Below are 19233 nucleotides of genomic sequence, written 5' to 3'. Positions count from 1 at the left end.
GGTGCTCCCAAGGTGCGTACCGAACGTTTGTTATGTACTCTAGCCGCATGCCGGCACGAGGTGACCACGAGGCCCGCCGCGCCGACGTCTCGGCGGCGGTGTGGCAGGTGCTGGCCGCCCGCGGGTTCGGCGGGCTGACCCTGCGGGCGGTCGCCGCCGAGATGGGCGTCTCCACCGGCCTGCTGACGCACTACTTCCCGAGCAAGCGGGCCCTCGTGCGGCACGCCGTCGACGTGGCCGAACGCCACACCGACGCGCGCGAGCGCCACGCCGCGGCGGGGGAGGGCCGGCCGGCGCTGCGCGCCGCGCTGCTCGACGTGCTGCCGCTGACCGCCGAGGCGACGGTGATGAGCCGGGTCTGGGTCAGTTACTGGGACGGTGCTCTCGCCGACGAGGAGTTCGCCGCCGACCAGTGCCGCCGCTACGACCGGTGGCGCGCGCGGCTGCGGTCTCAGGTGGACGCCGCGCTGCGCCGGGCGCCCGCCGGGCCGGACGCCGACCCCGCCGACCTGGCGGCCACCTGCGCGGCCTTCGCGCACGGCCTGGTCGTGCAGGCGCTCTTCGACCCGGCCGCCTTCCCCGCGTCCCGGCAGGTGGCGCTGCTCGACCGCTTCCTCGCCGGGCTGTTCCCGGCCTGACGGGCCGGCTCGACGGCGCCCGCTGCACGGTCGCCTGAGGACTGGCCGGCGGCCGTCGGGAGGTGCCCTCCCGACGGCCGTCCCACGGTTAGTTCCGGACTTTTCACAAGGCGCGAAAAAAGGGGTGCGGAGGCGATCGAGGAATTGACATGCGCCGCTGTCCGGCGAAAGGGTCCAGCGGAACAGGTGCCCGCAACACCGCGGTAACCCGTTCGTCGTTCCGCTCCCCACCACCCCCGCCACGGAGACGCCCATGTCACCCGCCCCGCCGCACCTCAGCCCACCCCGCCCGCCGCTGCGCCGGCTGCTCGCCATGCTGGCCGCGCTGCTCGCCACCGTGGCACTGGTGGCCCCGCCGTCCCCGGTCCGGGCGGCCGATCCGCTGCTCTCGCAGGGGCGGCCCACGACCGCCTCCTCGGTGGAGAACGCCGGCACCCCGGCCGGCAACGCCACCGACGGCAACACCGGCACCCGGTGGGCCAGCGCCTTCGCCGATCCCCAGTGGATCCAGGTCGACCTGGGCGCGACCGCCACCGTCTCCCGGGTCACCCTCGTCTGGGAGGCCGCGTACGCGCGGGCGTACCAGATCCAGACCTCGACCGACGGCGCCACCTGGACCACCGTCTTCAGCACGGCGGCCGGCGACGGCGGCACCGACGACCTCACGGTCACCGGCACCGGCCGCTACGTGCGGATGACCGGCACCGCCCGGGCCACCGCCTACGGCTACTCGCTGTGGGAGTTCCAGGTCTACGGCGCCACCGGCGGCGGCAGTGGTTGCGACACCGCGACCAACGCGGCGCAGGGCCGGCCGGCCACCGCCTCGTCCAGCGAGAACGCCGGCACCCCCGCCGCGGCGGCGGTCGACGGCAGCGCCACCACCCGCTGGGCCAGCGCCGCCAGCGACCCCCAGTGGCTCCAGGTCGACCTCGGCAGCGTCCGTACCCTCTGCCGGGTCGTGCTGAGCTGGGAGGCCGCCTACGGGCGGGCGTACCAGATCCAGACCTCGACCGACGGCGCCGCCTGGACCACCGTGTACGCCACCACCACCGGAGACGGCGGGACCGATACCCTCACCGTCAGCGGCTCCGGCCGCTACGTGCGCATGTACGGCACCGCCCGGGCAACCGGCTGGGGTTACTCGCTCTGGGAGCTCACCGTGAACACCGCCGGCGGCGGCACCATCCCGGGCGGCGGCTCGCTCGGGCCGAACGTGCTCACCTTCGACCCGTCGATGTCGAGCGCGAGCATCCAGAGCCAGCTCGACGCGGTCTTCCGCACCCAGGAGTCGAACCAGTTCGGCACCCAGCGGTACGCCCTCCTGTTCAAGCCCGGCGACTACTCCGGCATCAACGCGCAGATCGGCTTCTACACCTCGATCATGGGGCTCGGCCGGAACCCCGGCGACGTCCGGATCCACGGTGACGTCACCGTCGACGCCGGCTGGTTCAACGGCAACGCCACCCAGAACTTCTGGCGGTCGGCGTCCAACATGCAGGTGTTCCCCTCGGCCGGGTTCACCCGGTGGGCCGTCTCCCAGGCCGCGCCGTTCCGCCGGATGGACATCCAGGGCGACCTCAACCTCGCTCCGAACGGCTACGGCTGGGCCAGCGGCGGCTACATCGCGGACAGCCGGGTCACCGGCGTGGTCCAGCCGTACTCGCAGCAGCAGTGGTACACCCGGGACAGCAACGTGGGCGGCTACCTCAACGCCGTGTGGAACGTGACCAGCTCCGGCGTGGTCGGCGCACCGGCCACCAGCTTCCCCAACCCGGCGTACACCACCCTGGCGCAGACCCCGGTGAGCCGCGACGTCCCCTACCTCTACCTCGACGGCAGCGGCAACTACCAGGTCTTCGTCCCGTCCACCCGGACCAACGCCAGCGGCGCCTCCTGGCTGGGCGGCGCGACGCCCGGCACCTCGGTGCCGCTGAGCCAGTTCTACGTCGCCAAGCCGGGCGACTCCGCCGCCACCATCAACGCGGCCCTGGCACAGGGGCTGAACCTGCTCTTCACGCCGGGCATCTACCCGGTCAGCCAGACCATCACGGTCAACCGGCCCGGCACCGTGGTGCTCGGCATCGGCTACCCGACGCTGATCCCGCAGAACGGCGTCACCCCCATGACCGTCGCCGACGTCGACGGCGTCCGGCTGGCCGGGCTGCTCTTCGACGCCGGCCCGACCAACTCGCCGGTGCTGCTCCAGGTCGGCCCGGCCGGCTCGACCGCGAGCCACGCCGCCAACCCGACCTCCATCCAGGACGTCTTCTTCCGCATCGGCGGCGCCGGCGCGGGCAAGGCCACCACCAGCCTCGTGGTCAACCAGAACGACGCGCTCATCGACCACATCTGGGCCTGGCGCGGCGACCACGGCACCGGCATCGGCTGGACCGTGAACACCGCCGACACCGGCCTGATCGTCAACGGCAACAACGTCACGGCGCTCGGGCTCTTCGTCGAGCACTACCAGAAGTACGAGGTGATCTGGAACGGCAACAACGGACGGACGATCTTCTTCCAGAACGAGCTGCCGTACGACCCGCCGAGCGCCTCGGCCTGGATGAACGGCTCGCGGGTCGGCTACGCCGCGTTCAAGGTGGCCGACGCGGTCACCTCGTTCGAGGGCTGGGGAATGGGCAGCTACTGCTACTTCAACGTCGACCCGACCATCGCGGCGTACCACGGCTTCGAGGCGCCGACCCGGGCCGGCGTGCGCTTCCACAGCCTGCTCACCGTCTCGCTGGGCGGCAACGGGTCGATCACCCACGTCATCAACGACACCGGCGGCACCGCGCAGGGCACGAACACCGTTCCCGTGAACGTGGTCAGCTACCCGTGACCGTGCCGGGGGCGGTGGGGAGACCTGCCGCCCCCGCGCATGACGGGAGCCCCGGCGGGTACGCGACCCCGAACGGGGAAACCAGCGGGAACGGAGGAACGGGATGAAGGTCCGAAGCTCCCTGCGCGCGCTCAAGCGCAAGGCCAACTCGATCGTGGTACGCCGCCGCGGCAAGGTGTTCGTGCTCAACAAGGCGGATCCCCGGCAGAAGGCCCGGCAGGGCTGACCGGATGGCCGACATCCTCATCACCGGGGCCGGCAGCGGCCTCGGCCGGGGCGCCGCGCTCGGCCTGGCCCGGGCCGGCCACCACGTCATCGCCGGCGCCGAGATCTGGCCCCAGGTGCGCGACCTGCGCGCCGAGGCCGAGCGTGCCGGCGTCACCCTCGACGCGATCAAGCTGGACGTGACGGACCCGGCCGACCGCGCCGCCGCCCGGCGCCACCGGGCCGACATCCTGGTGCTCAACGCCGGCGTCCAGGAGGCGGGGGCCGTGGTGGAGATCCCGATGGACCGGGTGCGCCGGTCCTTCGAGGTGAACGTCTTCGGCCACCTGCACCTCGCGCAGGACCTCGTGCCGCCGATGCTGGAGCGGGGCGCGGGCAAGGTCGTCTGGGTGTCCTCCGCGGTCGGCATCCGCACCCGGCCGTTCATCGGCGTCTACGCCGCCACGAAGCACGCCATCGAGGCGCTCGCCTGGGCCATGAAGGGCGAGCTGGAACCGCGCGGCGTCCGGGTCGCCGTGATCAACCCGGGCCCCTACCGGACCGGCTACAACGACACCGGGGTCGAGGCCATGTTCCAGTGGTGGGACCCCTCCACCGCCCTGCTGGACCGGCCGGACTTCGCCGACTACCTGGAGCACCAGCGCGACCCGGGGGAGATGGTCGAGGAGATGGTCCGGGTGATCCCGGCCGACCGGCATCCGTTCCGGACGGCGTACCCCGATCAGCTCCGGGAGCAGCTCAGGGAGTTCGAGTCGCAGGTCTGGGACGCGACGACGTGACCTCGGCCGCCTCGTCGGCACGCCGCTCCGGGGCCAGCAGCCGTTCGGCGGCGAACCGCACCAGCGGCCGGTAGATCCGGGCGGAGTCGGCCAGCGAGGAGAAGTGCGACGAGGAGTTGCCGGCCTGGTAGCGGGTGGCGATGGGGACCTGGGCGATCGGCAGCCCGGCCCGGGCGGCGAACAGCAGCACGTTCATCTCGTACTCGAACCGCTCGCCGGGAACGGTCCCCAGCCAGCCGAGCAGTCCGGCCGGGTAGGCCCGTAGCCCGGTCTGGGTGTCCCGCACGTGGCGGCCGGTGGCGACGCGGAATGCGGCCCGGGTCATCGCGTTGCCGAACCGGCTGCGCAGCGGCACCTCGCCGTCGAAGCGGCGCACGCCCAGCGCCGGCGCGCCGGTGTCGCGCATCCGGTCGGCGACCCGGACGACGTCGGGGATCAGGTGCTGCCCGTCGGCGTCCACGCACACCACGTCCCGCCCCGGGTGGTGGCCCGTGACGTACCGGAAGCCGGTCTTCAGCACGATGCCCTTGCCCCGGTTGACCCGCCGCCGCAGGACGGTGGCGCCGCGGTCGCGGGCCGCCGCGAGCACCCCGGCGGCGGCCGGGCCGCTGCCGTCGTCGACGACGAGTACGTGCGCCGCGGGCAGCGCGGCGGCCACGTCGTCGACGAGCCGCGGCAGGCGGTCCCCGGGTCGGTACACCGGCACCAGCACGATCACGGAACCTCCCGGGTGGACCCGTCGCCGCCGGCCCGCCGTCGGGGCCGATCGACGGTCGTCCTTACCCGCGGCGCCGGCCGGCGAATCCGCGCCGGTCCGGGAACAGGTCCGAGATCCGCTGCGCCGCGCGGGACAGGCCGCGTTCCCGGCGCAACAGCGCCTCGGGGGTACGCAGGCCGAGGTAGCACAGGCGGCTGGCCGCCCGGGCCACCCGCTCGTGGCGAGCGGGCACCGGGTCGGGCGCGGTCACCGGCACGTCCAGCAGCGCCGCGCCGGAGAGCCCGAGCACCTTGCCGGCCAGGAACCGGATCCGGGGCAGGTGCCACGGGTGGGAGACCAGCCCGAGCGGCCGGGCCGGGGTGTGGTCCGGCCCGGCGAGCAGTCCGTCCTGGACGGTGTGCGCCAGGTTCTGCAGGGTGGTCCGGGACCGGGTCTCGGCGTGCAGCCGGGCGTACCCGTCGAGGCCGGCGTCGCGGGCCAGGGCCAGCATCAGCTCGCCCTCCCGGCACCCGGCGGGCGGCTCCGGCGTGCCGGCGGGGCCGTGCGGCCATCCGCCGGTGAACACCACCCGGGCACCGGCGGCACGCCGGAACTCGGCGGCGTGCGCGCGGACGTACCCGATGGCGGCCGCGACCCGGGCGGCGCTTTCCGCGGTGAGCCGGTAGCCGCCGTCGCCCGCCACCACCCCGCGCCCGAACACCAGCAGCACGGTCGCGGTCGGCGTCACCCGACCCACGGTACGCCGGCCGGCGGTCAGTCCTCGTCGGCGCCGGGTGGCCAGGGCGGCTGGCCGACGCCGGTGATCCGTACCCCGCCCCACGGGTCGGCCTCGGCGAGCCGGCCCCGGGCGACCCGCTCGCCGACCCGGACCTCGACGTCGCGCCGGCCGGAGCGGAGCAGCCGCAGCATGCGCGGCTCCGGCTCGATCCGGCCCGCCCAGTGGTAGCGCCCGTCGACCGGCTCCCAGCGCCCGCTGGCGTGCAGCCGGACCGTGGTGCCGGCGATCTCGGCCGGGCCCTGCCAGCTCACGGCTCGATCCGCTCGTGCGCGCGGGTCAGTTCGTGAGGCAGGTCGGCGCCGCGCCGGACTCCCTCGATGCCGCTCCAGAGCAGGGTGGTCAGGTAGTCGGTGAGGGCCGCCCGGCGGATCGGCTGGCCGTGGGTGGCCCACCAGTCGCCGACCGCCTGCACGAAACCGACAAGCCCGTACGCCCAGGGTTCGGCGGGGCCGGCGTCGAGCCCGAGCGCGCGCAGCCGGTCGCCGATGACCCGGGCCAGGCCGGTGGCCACCTGCCGGCTGGTGCCGGCCACCACCTGCTGGATGCCGGGATGGCCGGCCTCGTGCAGCAGGAACCGGTAGAGCGTCGGCTCGGACTCGATGACGCTCAGGTAGGCGTCGATGGTCGCCTCGACCAGGGCGCGCTCCTCGCGGACCCGTTCGACGGCGGGGGCCACGGCGTCGACGACCCGGGCGGCCACCACCTCGCTGACGGCCAGCCAGAGCTGCGCCTTGTCGGCGAAGTAGCGGTAGAGCACCGGCTTGCTGACCCCGGCCGTGGCGGCGACCTGGTCCATGTCGACGGTCGGCCCGTGCCGCAGCAGTGCCTGCACGGCCGCGCCGATCAACTCCTGGCGCCGCTGCTCGCGGTGGCCGGCCCAGCGGTCCCGCCGGCCGGTGGGCCGGGCCGTGGGCGGCTCCGGGGTGCCGTCCGGGCCATTGACATCCGTGGAGGTGCGTCGCATGCTACCACTCGTAACAGTTACTCGAAGTTACGTCAACTGTGGAGGGGTCATGGAGGGGACGCCGGCCGGATTCCCGCGCGAGGCGGTGGCCACCCGCCTGCTCGCCGCCTCGGTGCGCACGAGCTACGACCCCGTCGTCGACATCGACTGGTCGGCACCGCCCGTCACCGGGGCCTACTGGATGCCGCCGCAGCGCAGCAGCCTCTACGGCACGGAGCTGTGGGCGGGGCTGAGCGAGGAGCAGCGGATCGAGCTGACCAAGCACGAGGTGGCCAGCGCGGCGAGCGCCGGGTTGTGGTTCGAGACGATCCTCATGCAGATGCTCATCCGGCACTACTACGACGCCGACCCGACCACCCGGCACGCCCAGTACGCGCTCACCGAGGTCGCCGACGAGTGCCGGCACTCCATCATGTTCGGCCGGCTCATCGAGGCCATGGGCTGCCCGGTCTACCGGGCCGATCCGTTCGACCACCTGCTCGGGCGCTGGCTCAAGGCCACCGCCACCGGCCCGCGGATGTACGCGGCGATCCTCATCGCCGAGGAGATCCTCGACGCGTTCCAGCGCGAGGCCATGGCCGACGAGTCGATCCAGCCGCTGATCCGGATGGTGTCCCGGATCCACGTGGTCGAGGAGGCCCGGCACGTGCGCTTCGCCCGGGACGAGCTGACCCGCCAGGTCGAGGCGGCCGGCCCGCTCGGGCTGGCCTACGCGCGGCTGGTGATCGGGCGGGCGGCGTACTCGATCACCCGCCGGCTGGTCAACCCACGCGCGTACGCCGCGGTCGGCATCCCGCCGGCCGTCGGGGTGGCCGCGGCCCGGTCCAACCCGCACTGGCGGGCCACCCTGCGCTGGTCGGCCCAGCGCATCGCCGACCACCTGACCGAGCTGGGGCTGGTCGCCGGGCCCGGCCGGGCGCTCTGGCGCCGGGCCGGCCTGCTCGGGGACTGACCGACGGCGGCCCGCCCGGGGAGGGCCACCGCCGGTCGCGCCGGTCAGGAGGTGGGGAAGTTGTCCGGAGTGCGGATGCGGCTGCGCATGAAGTTCCCGGAGTCGGTGAGCACCGCGGTGCCGGCGTAGCTGCCGCCCGCGCAGGTGCCCGGCCGGAACGCCGCGCTGCCCTCACTCGCGTCGGAGTACGTCCAGTTCGCGTAGCTGATCTTCAGCCGGTCCAGCAGGTCGAGCCACGCGGTGCTGCTGGCCGTGTCGACCGCGCCGTCGCCGGTGTACGTCACCGTGCCGAACTCGGTGACGAACAGCGGCAGCCGGGCGGCGGCCCGCTGCACCTCGTTGCGGTAGTTGTCCTTGTGCGACGCCGCGTAGAAGTGGAACGTGTACATGATGTTGTCGGCCCGCACCGGATTGTTGACGATCTCGTCGGAGTTGCCGCCCTCGGAGACGCCCAGCGACGACCAGCCCCGGGTGCCGACGATGACCACGGCGTCCGGGTCGTTCGCCCGGATCACCGGGATGACCTGCTCGGCGTAGTTCCGGATGGTCGACCAGCTCACGCCGTTCGGCTCGTTGGTGATCTCGTAGATCACGTTGTTCTTGGCCGCGTTGCGGGCCGAGACCGCCGCGAAGAAGGTCTTCGCCCGCTCCAGGTTGTACGTCGGGTCACCCGGGGTCAGCGTGTGGAAGTCGATCAGCGCGTACAGGCCGCGGGCGGCCGCCTTGTCCACGAGGGTGTTGACCTGGTTGGTGAAGCCGGCCGGGTTGGTCTCGTAGCCCTGCTCCTGCACGTACATCGAGATGCGGAACAGGTCGGCCTGCCAGTCGTTGGCCAGCGCGTCGAGCGAGGCGTCGTTGTAGCAGTTGGCGAACCACTGCAACCCGTGGGAGCTCATGCCGCGCAGCTGGATCGGCCGGCCGTACTGGTTGCAGAGGTTGACCCCGCACACCCGCAACTGACCGTTGATCGCCACCGGGGTGGTGCCGGTGGGCGGGGGCGTCGTCGGGGGCGGCGTGGTCGGTGGCGGGGTGGTGGGCGGGGGAGTGGTGGTGGGTGGCGGCGTCGTGGGCGTCGTGGTCCCGCCGGTGCACGCCGTCCCGTTCAGGGTGAACGCCGTGGGGGACGGGTTGGCGCCGGTCCAGGAGCCGTTGAAGCCGACGGTGGTGCTCGCGCCGGTGCCGAGGGAGCCGTTGTAGCTCATGCTCCGCGCGGTGACGGCGCTGCCGCTCTGCTGCCAGGTCGCCGACCAGCCCTGGGTGACGCGCTGGCCGGCGTCGGGGAAGCTGAAGCCCAGGGTCCAGCCGTTCACCGGGTCGCCGAGGTTCTTGACGGTGACCGTGGCGGTGAAGCCGCCCTGCCACGAGTTGGTGGTGTACGTGACGGCGCAGCCGGTCGCCGCCATCGCGTTCGTCGACGGCAGGACGGCCGTCGCGGCCAGGGCCAGCGCACCGACGGCGCCGCCCACGAGGAGGTGCCGCCGGGACGGGCGGGGGATCGAGAACATGCGGGATCGTCCCATCTGGTGGGTGGTTGGTGGACGGTGCCCGTCGTGAACTCGCCCGGAAAGTCCGACGCGGCAGGTTCGGGAGCGCTCCCACGCCGAGGGTAGAGGTGGACGCCGATCCATGCAACCGCCTCAGCGACCGCGGCGCCGCCCGGCGCGCAGCCGGAGCGCGTTGCAGACGTCGAACACCCCGGACACGTCCCAGGCCAGCTCGCCGGCGACCCGCCGGGTCTCCGCGTCGGCCACCATCCCGGCCAGGATCACCACCCGGTTCTGCACCGTGACGGTGATCTGCTGCCGCCGGGTGGTCCAGTCGATGCTCAGCCGCTGCGCCACCAGGGCGGCGAGCCGCACGTCCGCACCGTCGGGCGCGGGCTGCCCGTCCTCGGCGAACGGGAAGTCGGGGAACGGCCAGGGCATCACGAGGCGCGCGCTCCTTCCGCGGGTTCGCGGCTCTCCACCGCCGTCTCGGACCGGCGGGCCGGCACCGCCCGGACCGACCCGGCCAGCGCCCCGGCGCGGCTGTCGAAGACCGCGAAGACCCCGTCCAGCCGCATGGTGTGCAGCACGGTGCGCACGAACCGGGACGGCGCCACGAGGCACAGCCGCCGCCCGTCCCGCCGGGTCTCCTGCCGGGCCCGCACCAGCAGCCCGAGCCCGGCCGAGTCGATCACCTCGACCGCGCTGAGGTCGACCAGCACGCGGTCGCCCACCGTGACGGCCTCGGCCAGCGCCCGGCGTACCGGCTCGGCGGCGTCGGCCTCGGGGACGGCCGGGGCTCCGCCGACCTCGTCCAGGTCGTCGACGCCCAGGCCCCCGTCCGCCACGGTGGCCCGGGCGCTGCACCGCGGGCAGTGGTGGGGCCCGGAGGCGAAGGGCGAGCCGGCCCAGCCGTTCTCGAACACCAGCGTCCAGACCACCTCGGCGTCGGGCAGGGTGCAGCCGGTGCCCCTGACGCTGTCACCGCAGGTGTCGCAGATGAGCAGCATCAGGTGCTCCGCCGGTACGACCGTCACGATCCCTCCTCCCGTCGCACGCCCGGTCGGGGCGGCGGTTGCTTCCCGGGCGCCGGGCGCCCCGCGGCCAGCACCGCGAGGACGACCGCCGCGGCGGCGAAGCCGGACTCCACGACCAGCGGCCACACCGCCGGCCCGCCGGGCGCGGTGTCCACGAGGCCCGCGACGATCGCGCCGAGCAGCGCGGCGGCCACGCCGAGCGCGAGGGTCAGCCAGACCGGCGCGGCCGTGCGCCCCGGCACGACCAGGCGACCCACCGCGCCGACGGCGAGCCCGACGACGAGCGCCCCGACCAGCGTGCTGCCCTCCACGGTTCCTCCCTCGCCGGTCCCGGTGTCCGGTTCCGGCTCCCACCCTCCGTAAGGACCGTGGAGGGTATCCCGCGGTTGTATGACAGTTCCATGACAAAAGCCGGGAACGGCGGACGCGGTTGGGCGACGTGGGGGCGGGCGGTCATGATGCGCATATGACGGCCGTACTGGTGATCGAGGACGACGACCGTATCCGGCTCGCACTGCTGCTCGCCCTGGAGGAGGAGGGCTACTCCGCGTCCGGAGCGGCGACCGCCGAGGAGGGGTTGCGCCGGCAGCGGGAGGAGCCCGCCGACCACGTGCTGGTGGACCTGATGCTGCCCGGCCTCGACGGGTTCGAGTGCATCCGCCGGCTGCGCCGCGACGACGACGTCCCGATCGTGGTGGTCAGCGCCCGCGACGACACCCACGACATCGTCGCCGCGCTGGAGGCCGGGGCCGATGACTACGTGGTCAAGCCGGTGGCGATCAAGGAGCTGTCCGCCCGGCTGCGGGCCCTGCGCCGGCGCGGCCGGGTCCTGACCGACGCCGTCCCCGCCCAGGTCTTCGGTGACCTGGAGATCAGCGCCGAGGCCGGCGAGGTCCGCCGCGCCGGCCGGCCCGTCGCGGTGACCCGCACCGAGTTCCGGCTGCTCTGCGAGCTGGCCGAGCACGCCGGCCGGGTGCTGTCCCGCCAGCAGTTGCTGCGCCGGGTCTGGGGGTACGAGACCGGCGACGAACGGCTGGTCGACGTGCACGTGGGCCGGTTGCGGCAGAAGATCGAGCCGGACCCGGCCAACCCCCGGCACCTGGTCACCCTCCGCGGCCTCGGCTACAAGCTCCAGCGATGACCCGCCTCGGACTGCGCGCCCGCGTGACCGCCGCGTTCGCCGTCGGCGCGTTGCTGCTCGCCGCGGTGATGGCCCTCTTCTCGTACGACCTGACGCGCCGCTCGCTGCTCGACGAGCGGGAGCGCACCGCCGTCCGGGCCGCCTACTACGACGCCGCGGTGGTCCGGTCCGGGCTGGACACCGGGACTCCGGACGTGGTGGCGGTCCTGCGCTCCCTGGACACCGGCAGCAGCCGCCGCCCGTTGCTGCACCTGCGCGACGGCTGGTACGCCCGCACCGCCGACGTCGGGGCCGGCTCGGTCCCGGTGGAGCTGCAACGCATGGTCGCCGCCGGCCAGCCGGCCGTGCAGCGGGTCCGGCTGGACGGGCAGCCGACCCTGCTGGTCGGCGTCCCGCTCGCCGGCGAGCTGGGCTACTACGAGCTGACCTCGTTGCGCGAGGTCGAGGGGACCTTCCAGGTGGTCGGGCTGGCACTGACCGCGGTGGCCATCATGGTCGCCGGGGCCGGCGCCGCCCTCGGCTGGTACGCGACCCGGCACAGCGTCCGGCCGCTCACCGCGGTCGCCGACGCCGCCGAGCGGATCGCCGCCGGCGACTTCGCCACCCGGCTCGACCCCACCACCGACCCGGACCTCACCCGGCTCTCCACCTCGTTCAACCACATGGTCGACCAGCTGGTACGGCGGATCGAGCGGGACCGCCGGTTCGCCGCCGACGTCAGTCACGAGTTGCGCTCCCCGTTGCAGACCCTGGCCGCCGCCGCGAGCGTGCTGACCCGCCGCCAGGAACACCAGGACGCGCGCACCGCGACCGCGGCGGGACTGGTGGCCGACGAGGTGGCCCGGTTCCAACGCCTGGTGGACGACCTGATCCAGTTGGCCCGCACCGAACAGCCCGCGCACCGCGACACGGTCGACGTGCCCGCGCTGGCCCGCGCCGCCTGCCGGGAGCGGGCGCTGCCGGAGAGCCTCGTCGAGGTGGCCGCCGGCACCCCGGCCCAGTGGCGGGTCGACCGGCGCCGGGTCGAGCAGATCCTGCTCAACCTGCTCGACAACGCCGTGCGCTACGGCGGCGGCCCGGTCGCCGTACGCCTCGGGCTGCACGACGGGATCGGCGTGCTGGAGGTCGACGACGAGGGGCCGGGCGTGCCGGAGGCCGACCGGGAGGTCATCTTCGACCGCTTCGTCCGGGGCCGGGCCGCCCACGCGCGGGCCGGCACCGACGGCACCGGCCTGGGCCTCGCCCTGGTGGCCCAGCACGCCGCCGCGCACGGCGGGCACGCGGCCGTGGTCGACCGCGACCGGGGCGCCCGGTTCCGGGTCGAGCTGCCGGGGGCCGGCGGATGACCCGGCGACTGCTTCCGGTGCTGCTCGCCGCCGCGCTGCTCGGCGGCTGCGGGGTGCCGGTCGACGACGAGCCCCGGCGGGTCCAGCCGCCGCCGGGCGGCTTCCCGACGCCCGCCGGCACGGCGACGGCCGAACCGGACGGGCGGGTGGACGAGCCGCTCTGCTTCGTCCGGGGCGACGGGCTCGCGGCGGCCACCCGCCGGGTCGACGGCCTGCCCGGCGTGGACGCCCACCTGCAACACCTGCTGGCCGGGCCGGACGGCGCCGAGCGGGACCGGGGGCTCGCCACCGCCCTGCCGGGCACGGTCGCGGTGGCCGGCGCCACCCTGACCGGCACCGTGGCCACCGTCGACGTGCGGCAGGCCGGCGAGGAGACCGGCCGCAACGACGAGATCCTCGCCTTCGGGCAGATCGTCTGCACCCTGACCCAGCGCCCCGACGTCGACAGCGTCGCGTTCCGCCGGGACGGGCAGCCGCTGGAGGTGCCCCGGGCCGACGGCAACGTGTCCTCGCTGCCGCTCACCGCCGCCGACTACCGGCCGCTGCTGGGCCGCTGACGGGGCCGAAGTGGTGGCGGCCACACACATATGTCCGCTCCTGAGGCAAATCGCCATCGTCCGTTCGGTTGATTAGGTGACGGACTTTGGTCTAGGGTGGCTGGCACGACCGGTGCTCAGGAGGCACCCGTTCTCCTCAGGACAGGAAGGGCAGCATGACCACGACCACCATCGCGCCGACGACCACCGGCGAGGTGCACCGCACCGCGGTGACCGGCGAGGAGACCCGTGCCAGCGAGCTGATCGCCGCCCTGGCCGAGCTGCCCGAGGGTCACCCGCAGCGCGCGGCCCTGCGCAACCAGGTCATCGAGGCGTGGCTGCCGCTGGCCAACCACCTCGCCGCCCGCTACAGCGGCCGCGGCGAGCCGGCCGGCGACCTGGCGCAGACGGCGGCCCTCGGCCTGATCAAGGCGGTGGACCGGTTCGACGCCTCCCGGGGCGTGGACTTCGCCGGCTTCGCCATCCCGACCATCCTCGGTGAGATCAAGCGGCACTTCCGCGACCGCACCTGGAACATCCGGGTCCCGCGCCGCCTCCAGGAGCTGCGGCTGCGCATCTCCGAGGCCAACAGCACCCTGACCCAGACCCTCAACCGGGCCCCGACGGTCGCCGACATCGCGAGCCACCTCGACGTCACCGAGGAAGAGGTGCTCGAGGGGCTGGAAGGCGCCCGCGCCTACAACGCCGTCTCGCTCTCCACGCCGATCGGCGACGGCGACAGCGCCACCGAGCTGGGCGACACCCTCGGCACCGAGGACAACGAGTACGAGCTGGCCGAGCTGCGCGCCTCGCTCGGCCCGGCGCTCGCCACCCTCGACGAGCGCGAGCAGAAGATCCTCACCCTGCGCTTCTACGGCAACCTGACCCAGAGCGAGATCGCCGCCCGGGTCGGCGTGTCCCAGATGCACGTGTCCCGGCTGCTCGCCCGCGCGCTGACCAAGCTGCGCGGCCAGCTCACCGAGGCCTGATCCGTCCGGGCGGCGCACCCGCCCGAGTCCGTCCATCCCGGCACATGCGGGGGCACTGCCCCCACTTCCCGGGGCCTGCGCACCGCCACCGACTTTCCTCGGTGGCGGTGCGTCTGTCTCACCACCCGCCTCGCCTGTCGAGCGGGCCGGGGCGGGTGTGTGCATACTTGCGCGGTTGCAATCGTTGCCCGGGCGGTCCGCCCGGGTCGTCACAGAGGCGGTAGTGGTGGTCGACCAGGCGATCCCGCGGCGACGCGAAACAACTCCGGCGACCGGCGCCCCCGTGGCCGATCCGGGCCTGCGCCAGTTGCTGGCCGGCCTCACCGCGGTTCGGGACGGCGACTTCGGCACCCGCCTGCCGGAGGACGCCGACGGGCTGCTCGGCGAGATCGCCACCGTCTTCAACGGCATGGTCGACCAGCTCTCGCTGTTCACCTCCGAGGTGACCCGGGTGGCCCGGGAGGTCGGCACCGAGGGGCAGCTCGGCGGCCAGGCCGACGTGCCCGGCGTCTCCGGCACCTGGAAGGACCTGACCGACTCGGTCAACGCGATGGCCGGCAACCTGACCGACCAGGTGCGCGACATCGCCGAGGTGGCCACGGCGGTGGCCCGGGGCGACCTGTCGCAGAAGATCACCGTCGACGTGCGCGGCGAGATCCTGGAGCTGAAGGTCACCATCAACACGATGGTGGACCAGCTCTCGTCGTTCGCCGACGAGGTGACCCGGGTGGCCCGGGAGGTCGGCAGCGAGGGCCGGCTCGGCGGTCAGGCCGAGGTGCCCGGCGTCGCCGGCACCTGGCGGGACCTGACCGACTCGGTGAACTTCATGGCCGGCAACCTGACCAGCCAGGTGCGCAACATCGCCCAGGTGACCACGGCCGTGGCCCGGGGCGACCTGTCGCAGAAGATCACCGTCGACGCCCGGGGCGAGATCCTGGAGCTCAAGAGCACCATCAACACGATGGTGGACCAGCTCTCCTCGTTCGCCGACGAGGTGACCCGGGTGGCCCGGGAGGTCGGCACCGACGGCCGGCTCGGCGGTCAGGCCCAGGTCAGCGGCGTCGCCGGCACCTGGCGCGACCTCACCGACTCGGTGAACTCGATGGCGGTCAACCTCACCGACCAGGTGCGCAGCATCGCCCAGGTGGCCACGGCGGTGGCCCGGGGCGACCTGTCGCAGAAGATCACCGTCACCGCGCACGGCGAGATCCTGGAGCTGAAGAACACCATCAACACGATGGTGGACCAGCTCTCCTCGTTCGCCGACGAGGTGACCCGGGTGGCCCGGGAGGTCGGCACCGAGGGTCGCCTCGGCGGCCAGGCCGACGTGAAGGGGGTCTCGGGCACCTGGAAGGACCTCACCGAGTCGGTGAACGTCATGGCGGACAACCTCACCGCCCAGGTCCGCAGCATCGCCGAGGTCACCACCGCGGTCGCGAAGGGCGACCTGACGCAGAAGATCCGGGTGGACGCCCGGGGCGAGATCCTCGCCCTGAAGGAGACCATCAACACGATGGTCGACCAGCTCTCCGCGTTCGCCGACGAGGTGACCCGGGTGGCCCGCGAGGTGGGCACCGAGGGCCGGCTCGGCGGCCAGGCCCGGGTCTCCAACGTGGCCGGCACCTGGAAGGACCTGACCGACAACGTCAACGAGATGGCGAACAACCTGACCAACCAGGTGCGTTCCATCGCGCTGGTCGCCACCGCCGTCGCCCAGGGCGACCTGAGCCGGCAGATCACCGTCGAGGCGAAGGGCGAGGTCGCCGTGCTCGCCCAGACCATCAATACGATGGTCGGCACGCTCAGCGCGTTCGCCGACGAGGTGACCCGGGTGGCCCGCGAGGTGGGCACCGAGGGCCAGCTGGGCGGCCAGGCCCGGGTGCCCAACGTGGCCGGCACCTGGAAGGACCTGACCGACAACGTCAACTCGATGGCGAACAACCTCACCGGCCAGGTGCGCAACATCGCCCAGGTGACCACGGCGGTGGCGCAGGGCGACCTGACCAAGAAGATCGACGTGGACGCCCGCGGCGAGATCCTGGAGCTGAAGACCACCATCAACACGATGGTCGACCAGCTCTCCAGCTTCGCGGCCGAGGTGACCCGGGTGGCCCGGGAGGTCGGCAGCGAGGGCCGCCTCGGCGGTCAGGCCGAGGTGGAGGGTGTCTCCGGCACCTGGAAGCGGCTCACCGAGAACGTCAACGAGCTGGCCGGCAACCTCACCCGGCAGGTGCGCGCCATCGCCGAGGTGACCAGCGCGGTCGCCACCGGCGACCTGACCCGCTCGATCACCGTCGACGCCTCCGGCGAGGTCGCCGAGCTGAAGGACAACATCAACTCCATGGTGGAGTCGCTGCGCGAGACCACCCGGACCAACCAGGAACAGGACTGGCTCAAGACCAACCTGGCCCGCATCTCCGGGCTCATGCAGGGCCACCGGGACCTGGAGGTCGTCGCCGGCCTGGTGATGAACGAGCTGGCCCCGCTGGTCTCCGCGCAGCTCGGCACGTTCCTGCTGGTCGACGAGACCGCCGACGGCCCCGGCCTGCGGGTGGTCGGCGGCTACGGCCACGACGCCACCCGCCGCCGCTACGCCCTCGGCGACTCGCTGGTCGGGCAGGCCGCGCTCAGCAAGCGGGCCATCGTGGTGGACGCCGTGCCGGCCGACTACGTCACCGTGTCGTCCAGCCTCGGCGCGGCCGTGCCGCTGCACCTGGTGGTGCTGCCCATCCTCTTCGAGGACCAGGTTCTCGGCGTCATCGAGCTGGCCGGCATGGGCCGGTTCACCGAGATCCAGCGTGACTTCCTCGACCAGCTCACCGAGACCATCGGCGTCAACGTCAACACCATCGTCGCCAACGCCCGCACCGACGTGCTGCTGACCGAGTCGCAGCGGCTCGCCGCCGAGCTGCGGGCCCGCTCCGAGGAGCTGCAGGCCCGTTCCGAGGAACTCCAGAGCTCCAACGCCGAGCTGGAGGAGAAGGCCGCCCTGCTGGCCCGGCAGAACCACGACATCGAGACGAAGAACTCCGAGATCGAGCAGGCCCGCCAGGAGCTGGAGGCCCGCGCCCAGCAGCTCGCGCTCGCCTCGAAGTACAAGTCGGAGTTCCTCGCCAACATGAGCCACGAGCTGCGTACGCCGCTGAACTCGCTGCTCATCCTCGCCCAGCTGCTGGCGCAGAACCCCAACCGCAACCTCACCCCGAAGCAGGTCGAGTACGCCACCGTCATCCACTCGGCCGGCGCCGACCTGCTCCAGCTCATCAACGACATCCTCGACCTGTCCAAGGTCGAGGCCGGCAAGATGGACATCAACCCGGAGACGTTCGAGCTGTCCACGCTGCGCGACTACGTCGACGCCACGTTCCGCCCGCTCACCACTCCGCGCGGGCTGGAGCTCGACCTGGTCACCGGCCCCGACGTGCCGGCCCGCCTGCACACCGACGAGCAGCGGCTCCGGCAGGTGTTGCGCAACCTCGTCTCCAACGCGGTCAAGTTCACCGAGAACGGCCGGGTGCAGCTGCGCATCGAGCGGGCTCGCCCGGACGAGCTGCCGGCCGGGATGCCGCCGGCGGAGACGGTCATCGCGTTCCGCGTCGTCGACACCGGTATCGGCATCGCCGAGCAGCACCTGACCGCCATCTTCGACGCGTTCCAGCAGGCCGACGGCACCACGAGCCGGCGCTACGGCGGCACCGGCCTGGGCCTGTCCATCAGCCGGGAGATCGCCCGGCTGCTCGGCGGGCAGATCACCGCGGAGAGCGTCCTCGGCCAGGGCAGCACGTTCACCCTCTACCTGCCCGCCACCGCCACGGCGGCGCTGCCCGACACCGGGCCCGGCGTCCCGGCCGTGGCCACGACCGCTCCCGTCGAGTCGGAGGCCCGGCGCTGGGTGGAGCGGCAGCAGCGGCGGGTGCTGGTGCTCGAACCGCACGAGAAAGGGCTGCTCACCCTGCTGGCCCGCGGGGTCGCGGCCGAGACCGGCGGTCCGGTCGAGGTGTCGACGGCGCTGGACGTCGAGGCGGCCGTCGGCACGCTCGCCCGGCACCGGCACCACCTGCTCGTGGTGCAGCTCGATCCGGACGACGAGCAGGGCACGGCACTGCTCAAGGCGCTGCACGAGCACCCCGGCCTGCGCGGCCTGCCGGTGCTCGCCTACCACGGGCAGCCGCTTGCCGGCGGCCAGGAGACCCTGCTGCAGGGGATGGCCGCGGACCGCCCGCTGGAGATCCTCGGCAGCCTCGACGAGCTGCGGGAGCGGATCGTGCTGCACCTGACGGCGGACGCCCCGGAGCGGGTGCCGTCGTTCACGGCGCCGGTCGCCGACCGCAGCCCGGTCAGCGAGCCGGTGGTCCGGGAGCTGTCCGGCCGCAAGGTGCTCGTGGTCGACGACGACGCCCGCAACGTGTTCGCCCTGACCAACATCCTCGAACTGCACGGCATGGACGTGGTCTACGCGGAGAACGGGCGCAAGGGCATCGAGACGCTGATGCGGCACGACGACATCGACCTCGTGCTGATGGACGTCATGATGCCCGAGATGGACGGGTACGCGGCCACCGCCGCGATCCGCGCCATGCCCCGCTACGCGGACCTGCCGATCATCGCGGTGACCGCGAAGGCGATGCGCGGGGACCGGGAGAAGAGCATCTCCTCGGGCGCCAGCGACTACGTGACCAAGCCGGTCGACGCGGAGGACCTTCTCACCTGCATCCACCGCTGGCTGACGAGCTGACTTCGTACCGAGGTACTGCGACGACCTCACCCGGCTGACCATCGACGCCCTCGGCGTCACCGTGAGCGCCGA

18 protein-coding genes are annotated in these 19233 nt (G+C 73.3%); 10 read left to right on the top strand and 8 right to left on the bottom strand.

Annotated elements, in window-relative coordinates; all coding sequences use genetic code 11:
* Nucleotides 1-47: 47 nt before the first annotated feature.
* The 4 genes from GA0070214_RS19620 to GA0070214_RS19605 all read left to right on the top strand — a co-directional run bounded on the left by GA0070214_RS19620 (nt 48) and on the right by GA0070214_RS19605 (nt 4481).
* Nucleotides 48-638, top strand: a complete 591-nt coding sequence (locus GA0070214_RS19620) for a TetR/AcrR family transcriptional regulator (RefSeq protein WP_091265776.1) — start codon at nt 48-50, stop codon at nt 636-638.
* Between the two features lie 253 nt (nt 639-891).
* Nucleotides 892-3477: a discoidin domain-containing protein gene (locus tag GA0070214_RS19615; protein ID WP_244167773.1), complete on the top strand. Its 2586-nt coding sequence runs from the start codon at nt 892-894 to the stop codon at nt 3475-3477.
* A gap of 103 nt (nt 3478-3580) precedes the next feature.
* Nucleotides 3581-3703 carry a 50S ribosomal protein L36 gene (locus GA0070214_RS19610; RefSeq protein WP_091265774.1) on the top strand — a complete coding sequence of 41 codons (123 nt, stop codon included), beginning with the start codon at nt 3581-3583 and terminating at the stop codon, nt 3701-3703.
* 4 nt (nt 3704-3707) lie between these two features.
* Nucleotides 3708-4481, top strand: a complete 774-nt coding sequence (locus tag GA0070214_RS19605; RefSeq protein WP_091265772.1) for an SDR family oxidoreductase — start codon at nt 3708-3710, stop codon at nt 4479-4481.
* On the opposite strand, the gene GA0070214_RS19600 is transcribed toward GA0070214_RS19605, so the two are convergent.
* The 4 genes from GA0070214_RS19600 to GA0070214_RS19585 form a co-directional block, all read right to left on the bottom strand.
* On the bottom strand, nt 4441-5199 hold the full coding sequence (locus GA0070214_RS19600) for a glycosyltransferase family 2 protein (protein ID WP_091265769.1): 759 nt from the start codon (nt 5197-5199) through the stop codon (nt 4441-4443). The genes GA0070214_RS19605 and GA0070214_RS19600 overlap by 41 nt on opposite strands.
* 61 nt (nt 5200-5260) lie before the next feature.
* Nucleotides 5261-5926: an ElyC/SanA/YdcF family protein gene (locus tag GA0070214_RS19595; RefSeq protein ID WP_091265766.1), complete on the bottom strand. Its 666-nt coding sequence runs from the start codon at nt 5924-5926 to the stop codon at nt 5261-5263.
* Nucleotides 5927-5952: 26 nt separating this feature from the next.
* Nucleotides 5953-6228, bottom strand: a complete 276-nt coding sequence (locus tag GA0070214_RS19590; RefSeq protein ID WP_091265763.1) for a DUF4873 domain-containing protein — start codon at nt 6226-6228, stop codon at nt 5953-5955.
* The gene (locus tag GA0070214_RS19585) at nt 6225-6941 is read right to left on the bottom strand and encodes a TetR family transcriptional regulator (protein WP_091265759.1); all 717 of its coding nucleotides are present in this window, start codon (nt 6939-6941) and stop codon (nt 6225-6227) included. Before GA0070214_RS19585 ends, GA0070214_RS19590 begins: the two co-directional genes overlap by 4 nt.
* Nucleotides 6942-6990: 49 nt before the next feature.
* Between GA0070214_RS19585 and GA0070214_RS19580 the strand changes: the two genes are divergently transcribed.
* Nucleotides 6991-7893, top strand: a complete 903-nt coding sequence (locus GA0070214_RS19580) for an AurF N-oxygenase family protein (RefSeq protein WP_091265756.1) — start codon at nt 6991-6993, stop codon at nt 7891-7893.
* Nucleotides 7894-7937: 44 nt separating this feature from the next.
* Here the strand turns inward: GA0070214_RS19580 and GA0070214_RS19575 are convergent, their stop codons facing one another.
* The 4 genes from GA0070214_RS19575 to GA0070214_RS19560 all read right to left on the bottom strand — a co-directional run bounded on the left by GA0070214_RS19575 (nt 7938) and on the right by GA0070214_RS19560 (nt 10725).
* Nucleotides 7938-9398 (bottom strand): cellulase family glycosylhydrolase, encoded by a 1461-nt coding sequence (locus tag GA0070214_RS19575; protein WP_091265753.1) that lies wholly within the window; start codon nt 9396-9398, stop codon nt 7938-7940.
* 132 nt (nt 9399-9530) lie between these two features.
* The gene (locus GA0070214_RS19570; protein ID WP_091265750.1) at nt 9531-9818 is read right to left on the bottom strand and encodes a BON domain-containing protein; all 288 of its coding nucleotides are present in this window, start codon (nt 9816-9818) and stop codon (nt 9531-9533) included.
* Nucleotides 9818-10414, bottom strand: a complete 597-nt coding sequence (locus GA0070214_RS19565) for an STAS domain-containing protein (RefSeq protein ID WP_091265748.1) — start codon at nt 10412-10414, stop codon at nt 9818-9820. The genes GA0070214_RS19570 and GA0070214_RS19565 overlap by 1 nt, the downstream gene beginning before the upstream one ends.
* Nucleotides 10411-10725: a hypothetical protein gene (locus tag GA0070214_RS19560; RefSeq protein ID WP_091265744.1), complete on the bottom strand. Its 315-nt coding sequence runs from the start codon at nt 10723-10725 to the stop codon at nt 10411-10413. The genes GA0070214_RS19565 and GA0070214_RS19560 overlap by 4 nt, the downstream gene beginning before the upstream one ends.
* A 155-nt stretch (nt 10726-10880) precedes the next feature.
* On the opposite strand from GA0070214_RS19560, the gene GA0070214_RS19555 reads away from it, so the two are divergent.
* The 5 genes from GA0070214_RS19555 to GA0070214_RS19535 all read left to right on the top strand — a co-directional run bounded on the left by GA0070214_RS19555 (nt 10881) and on the right by GA0070214_RS19535 (nt 19161).
* Nucleotides 10881-11555, top strand: coding sequence for a response regulator transcription factor (locus GA0070214_RS19555; protein ID WP_091265741.1), 675 nt, complete (start codon nt 10881-10883; stop codon nt 11553-11555).
* Entirely contained in the window at nt 11552-12901 is a 1350-nt protein-coding gene (locus tag GA0070214_RS19550; RefSeq protein ID WP_091265737.1) for a sensor histidine kinase, read from the top strand. The genes GA0070214_RS19555 and GA0070214_RS19550 overlap by 4 nt, the downstream gene beginning before the upstream one ends.
* A complete protein-coding gene (locus GA0070214_RS19545; protein WP_091265734.1) occupies nt 12898-13458 on the top strand; it encodes a GerMN domain-containing protein in 561 nt (186 codons plus the stop codon). Before GA0070214_RS19550 ends, GA0070214_RS19545 begins: the two co-directional genes overlap by 4 nt.
* Before the next feature lie 155 nt (nt 13459-13613).
* A complete protein-coding gene (locus GA0070214_RS19540) occupies nt 13614-14426 on the top strand; it encodes a SigB/SigF/SigG family RNA polymerase sigma factor (protein WP_091265731.1) in 813 nt (270 codons plus the stop codon).
* Nucleotides 14427-14709: 283 nt separating this feature from the next.
* Entirely contained in the window at nt 14710-19161 is a 4452-nt protein-coding gene (locus tag GA0070214_RS19535; RefSeq protein WP_341845078.1) for a HAMP domain-containing protein, read from the top strand.
* The last annotated feature ends 72 nt before the right edge of the window (nt 19162-19233 follow it).

The sequence above is a fragment of the Micromonospora chaiyaphumensis genome (genome assembly GCF_900091435.1).
GTDB lineage: Bacteria > Actinomycetota > Actinomycetes > Mycobacteriales > Micromonosporaceae > Micromonospora > Micromonospora chaiyaphumensis.
The sequence above is the reverse complement of the archived record's forward strand: the minus strand, read 5'-3'. Positions and strand labels throughout refer to the sequence as shown.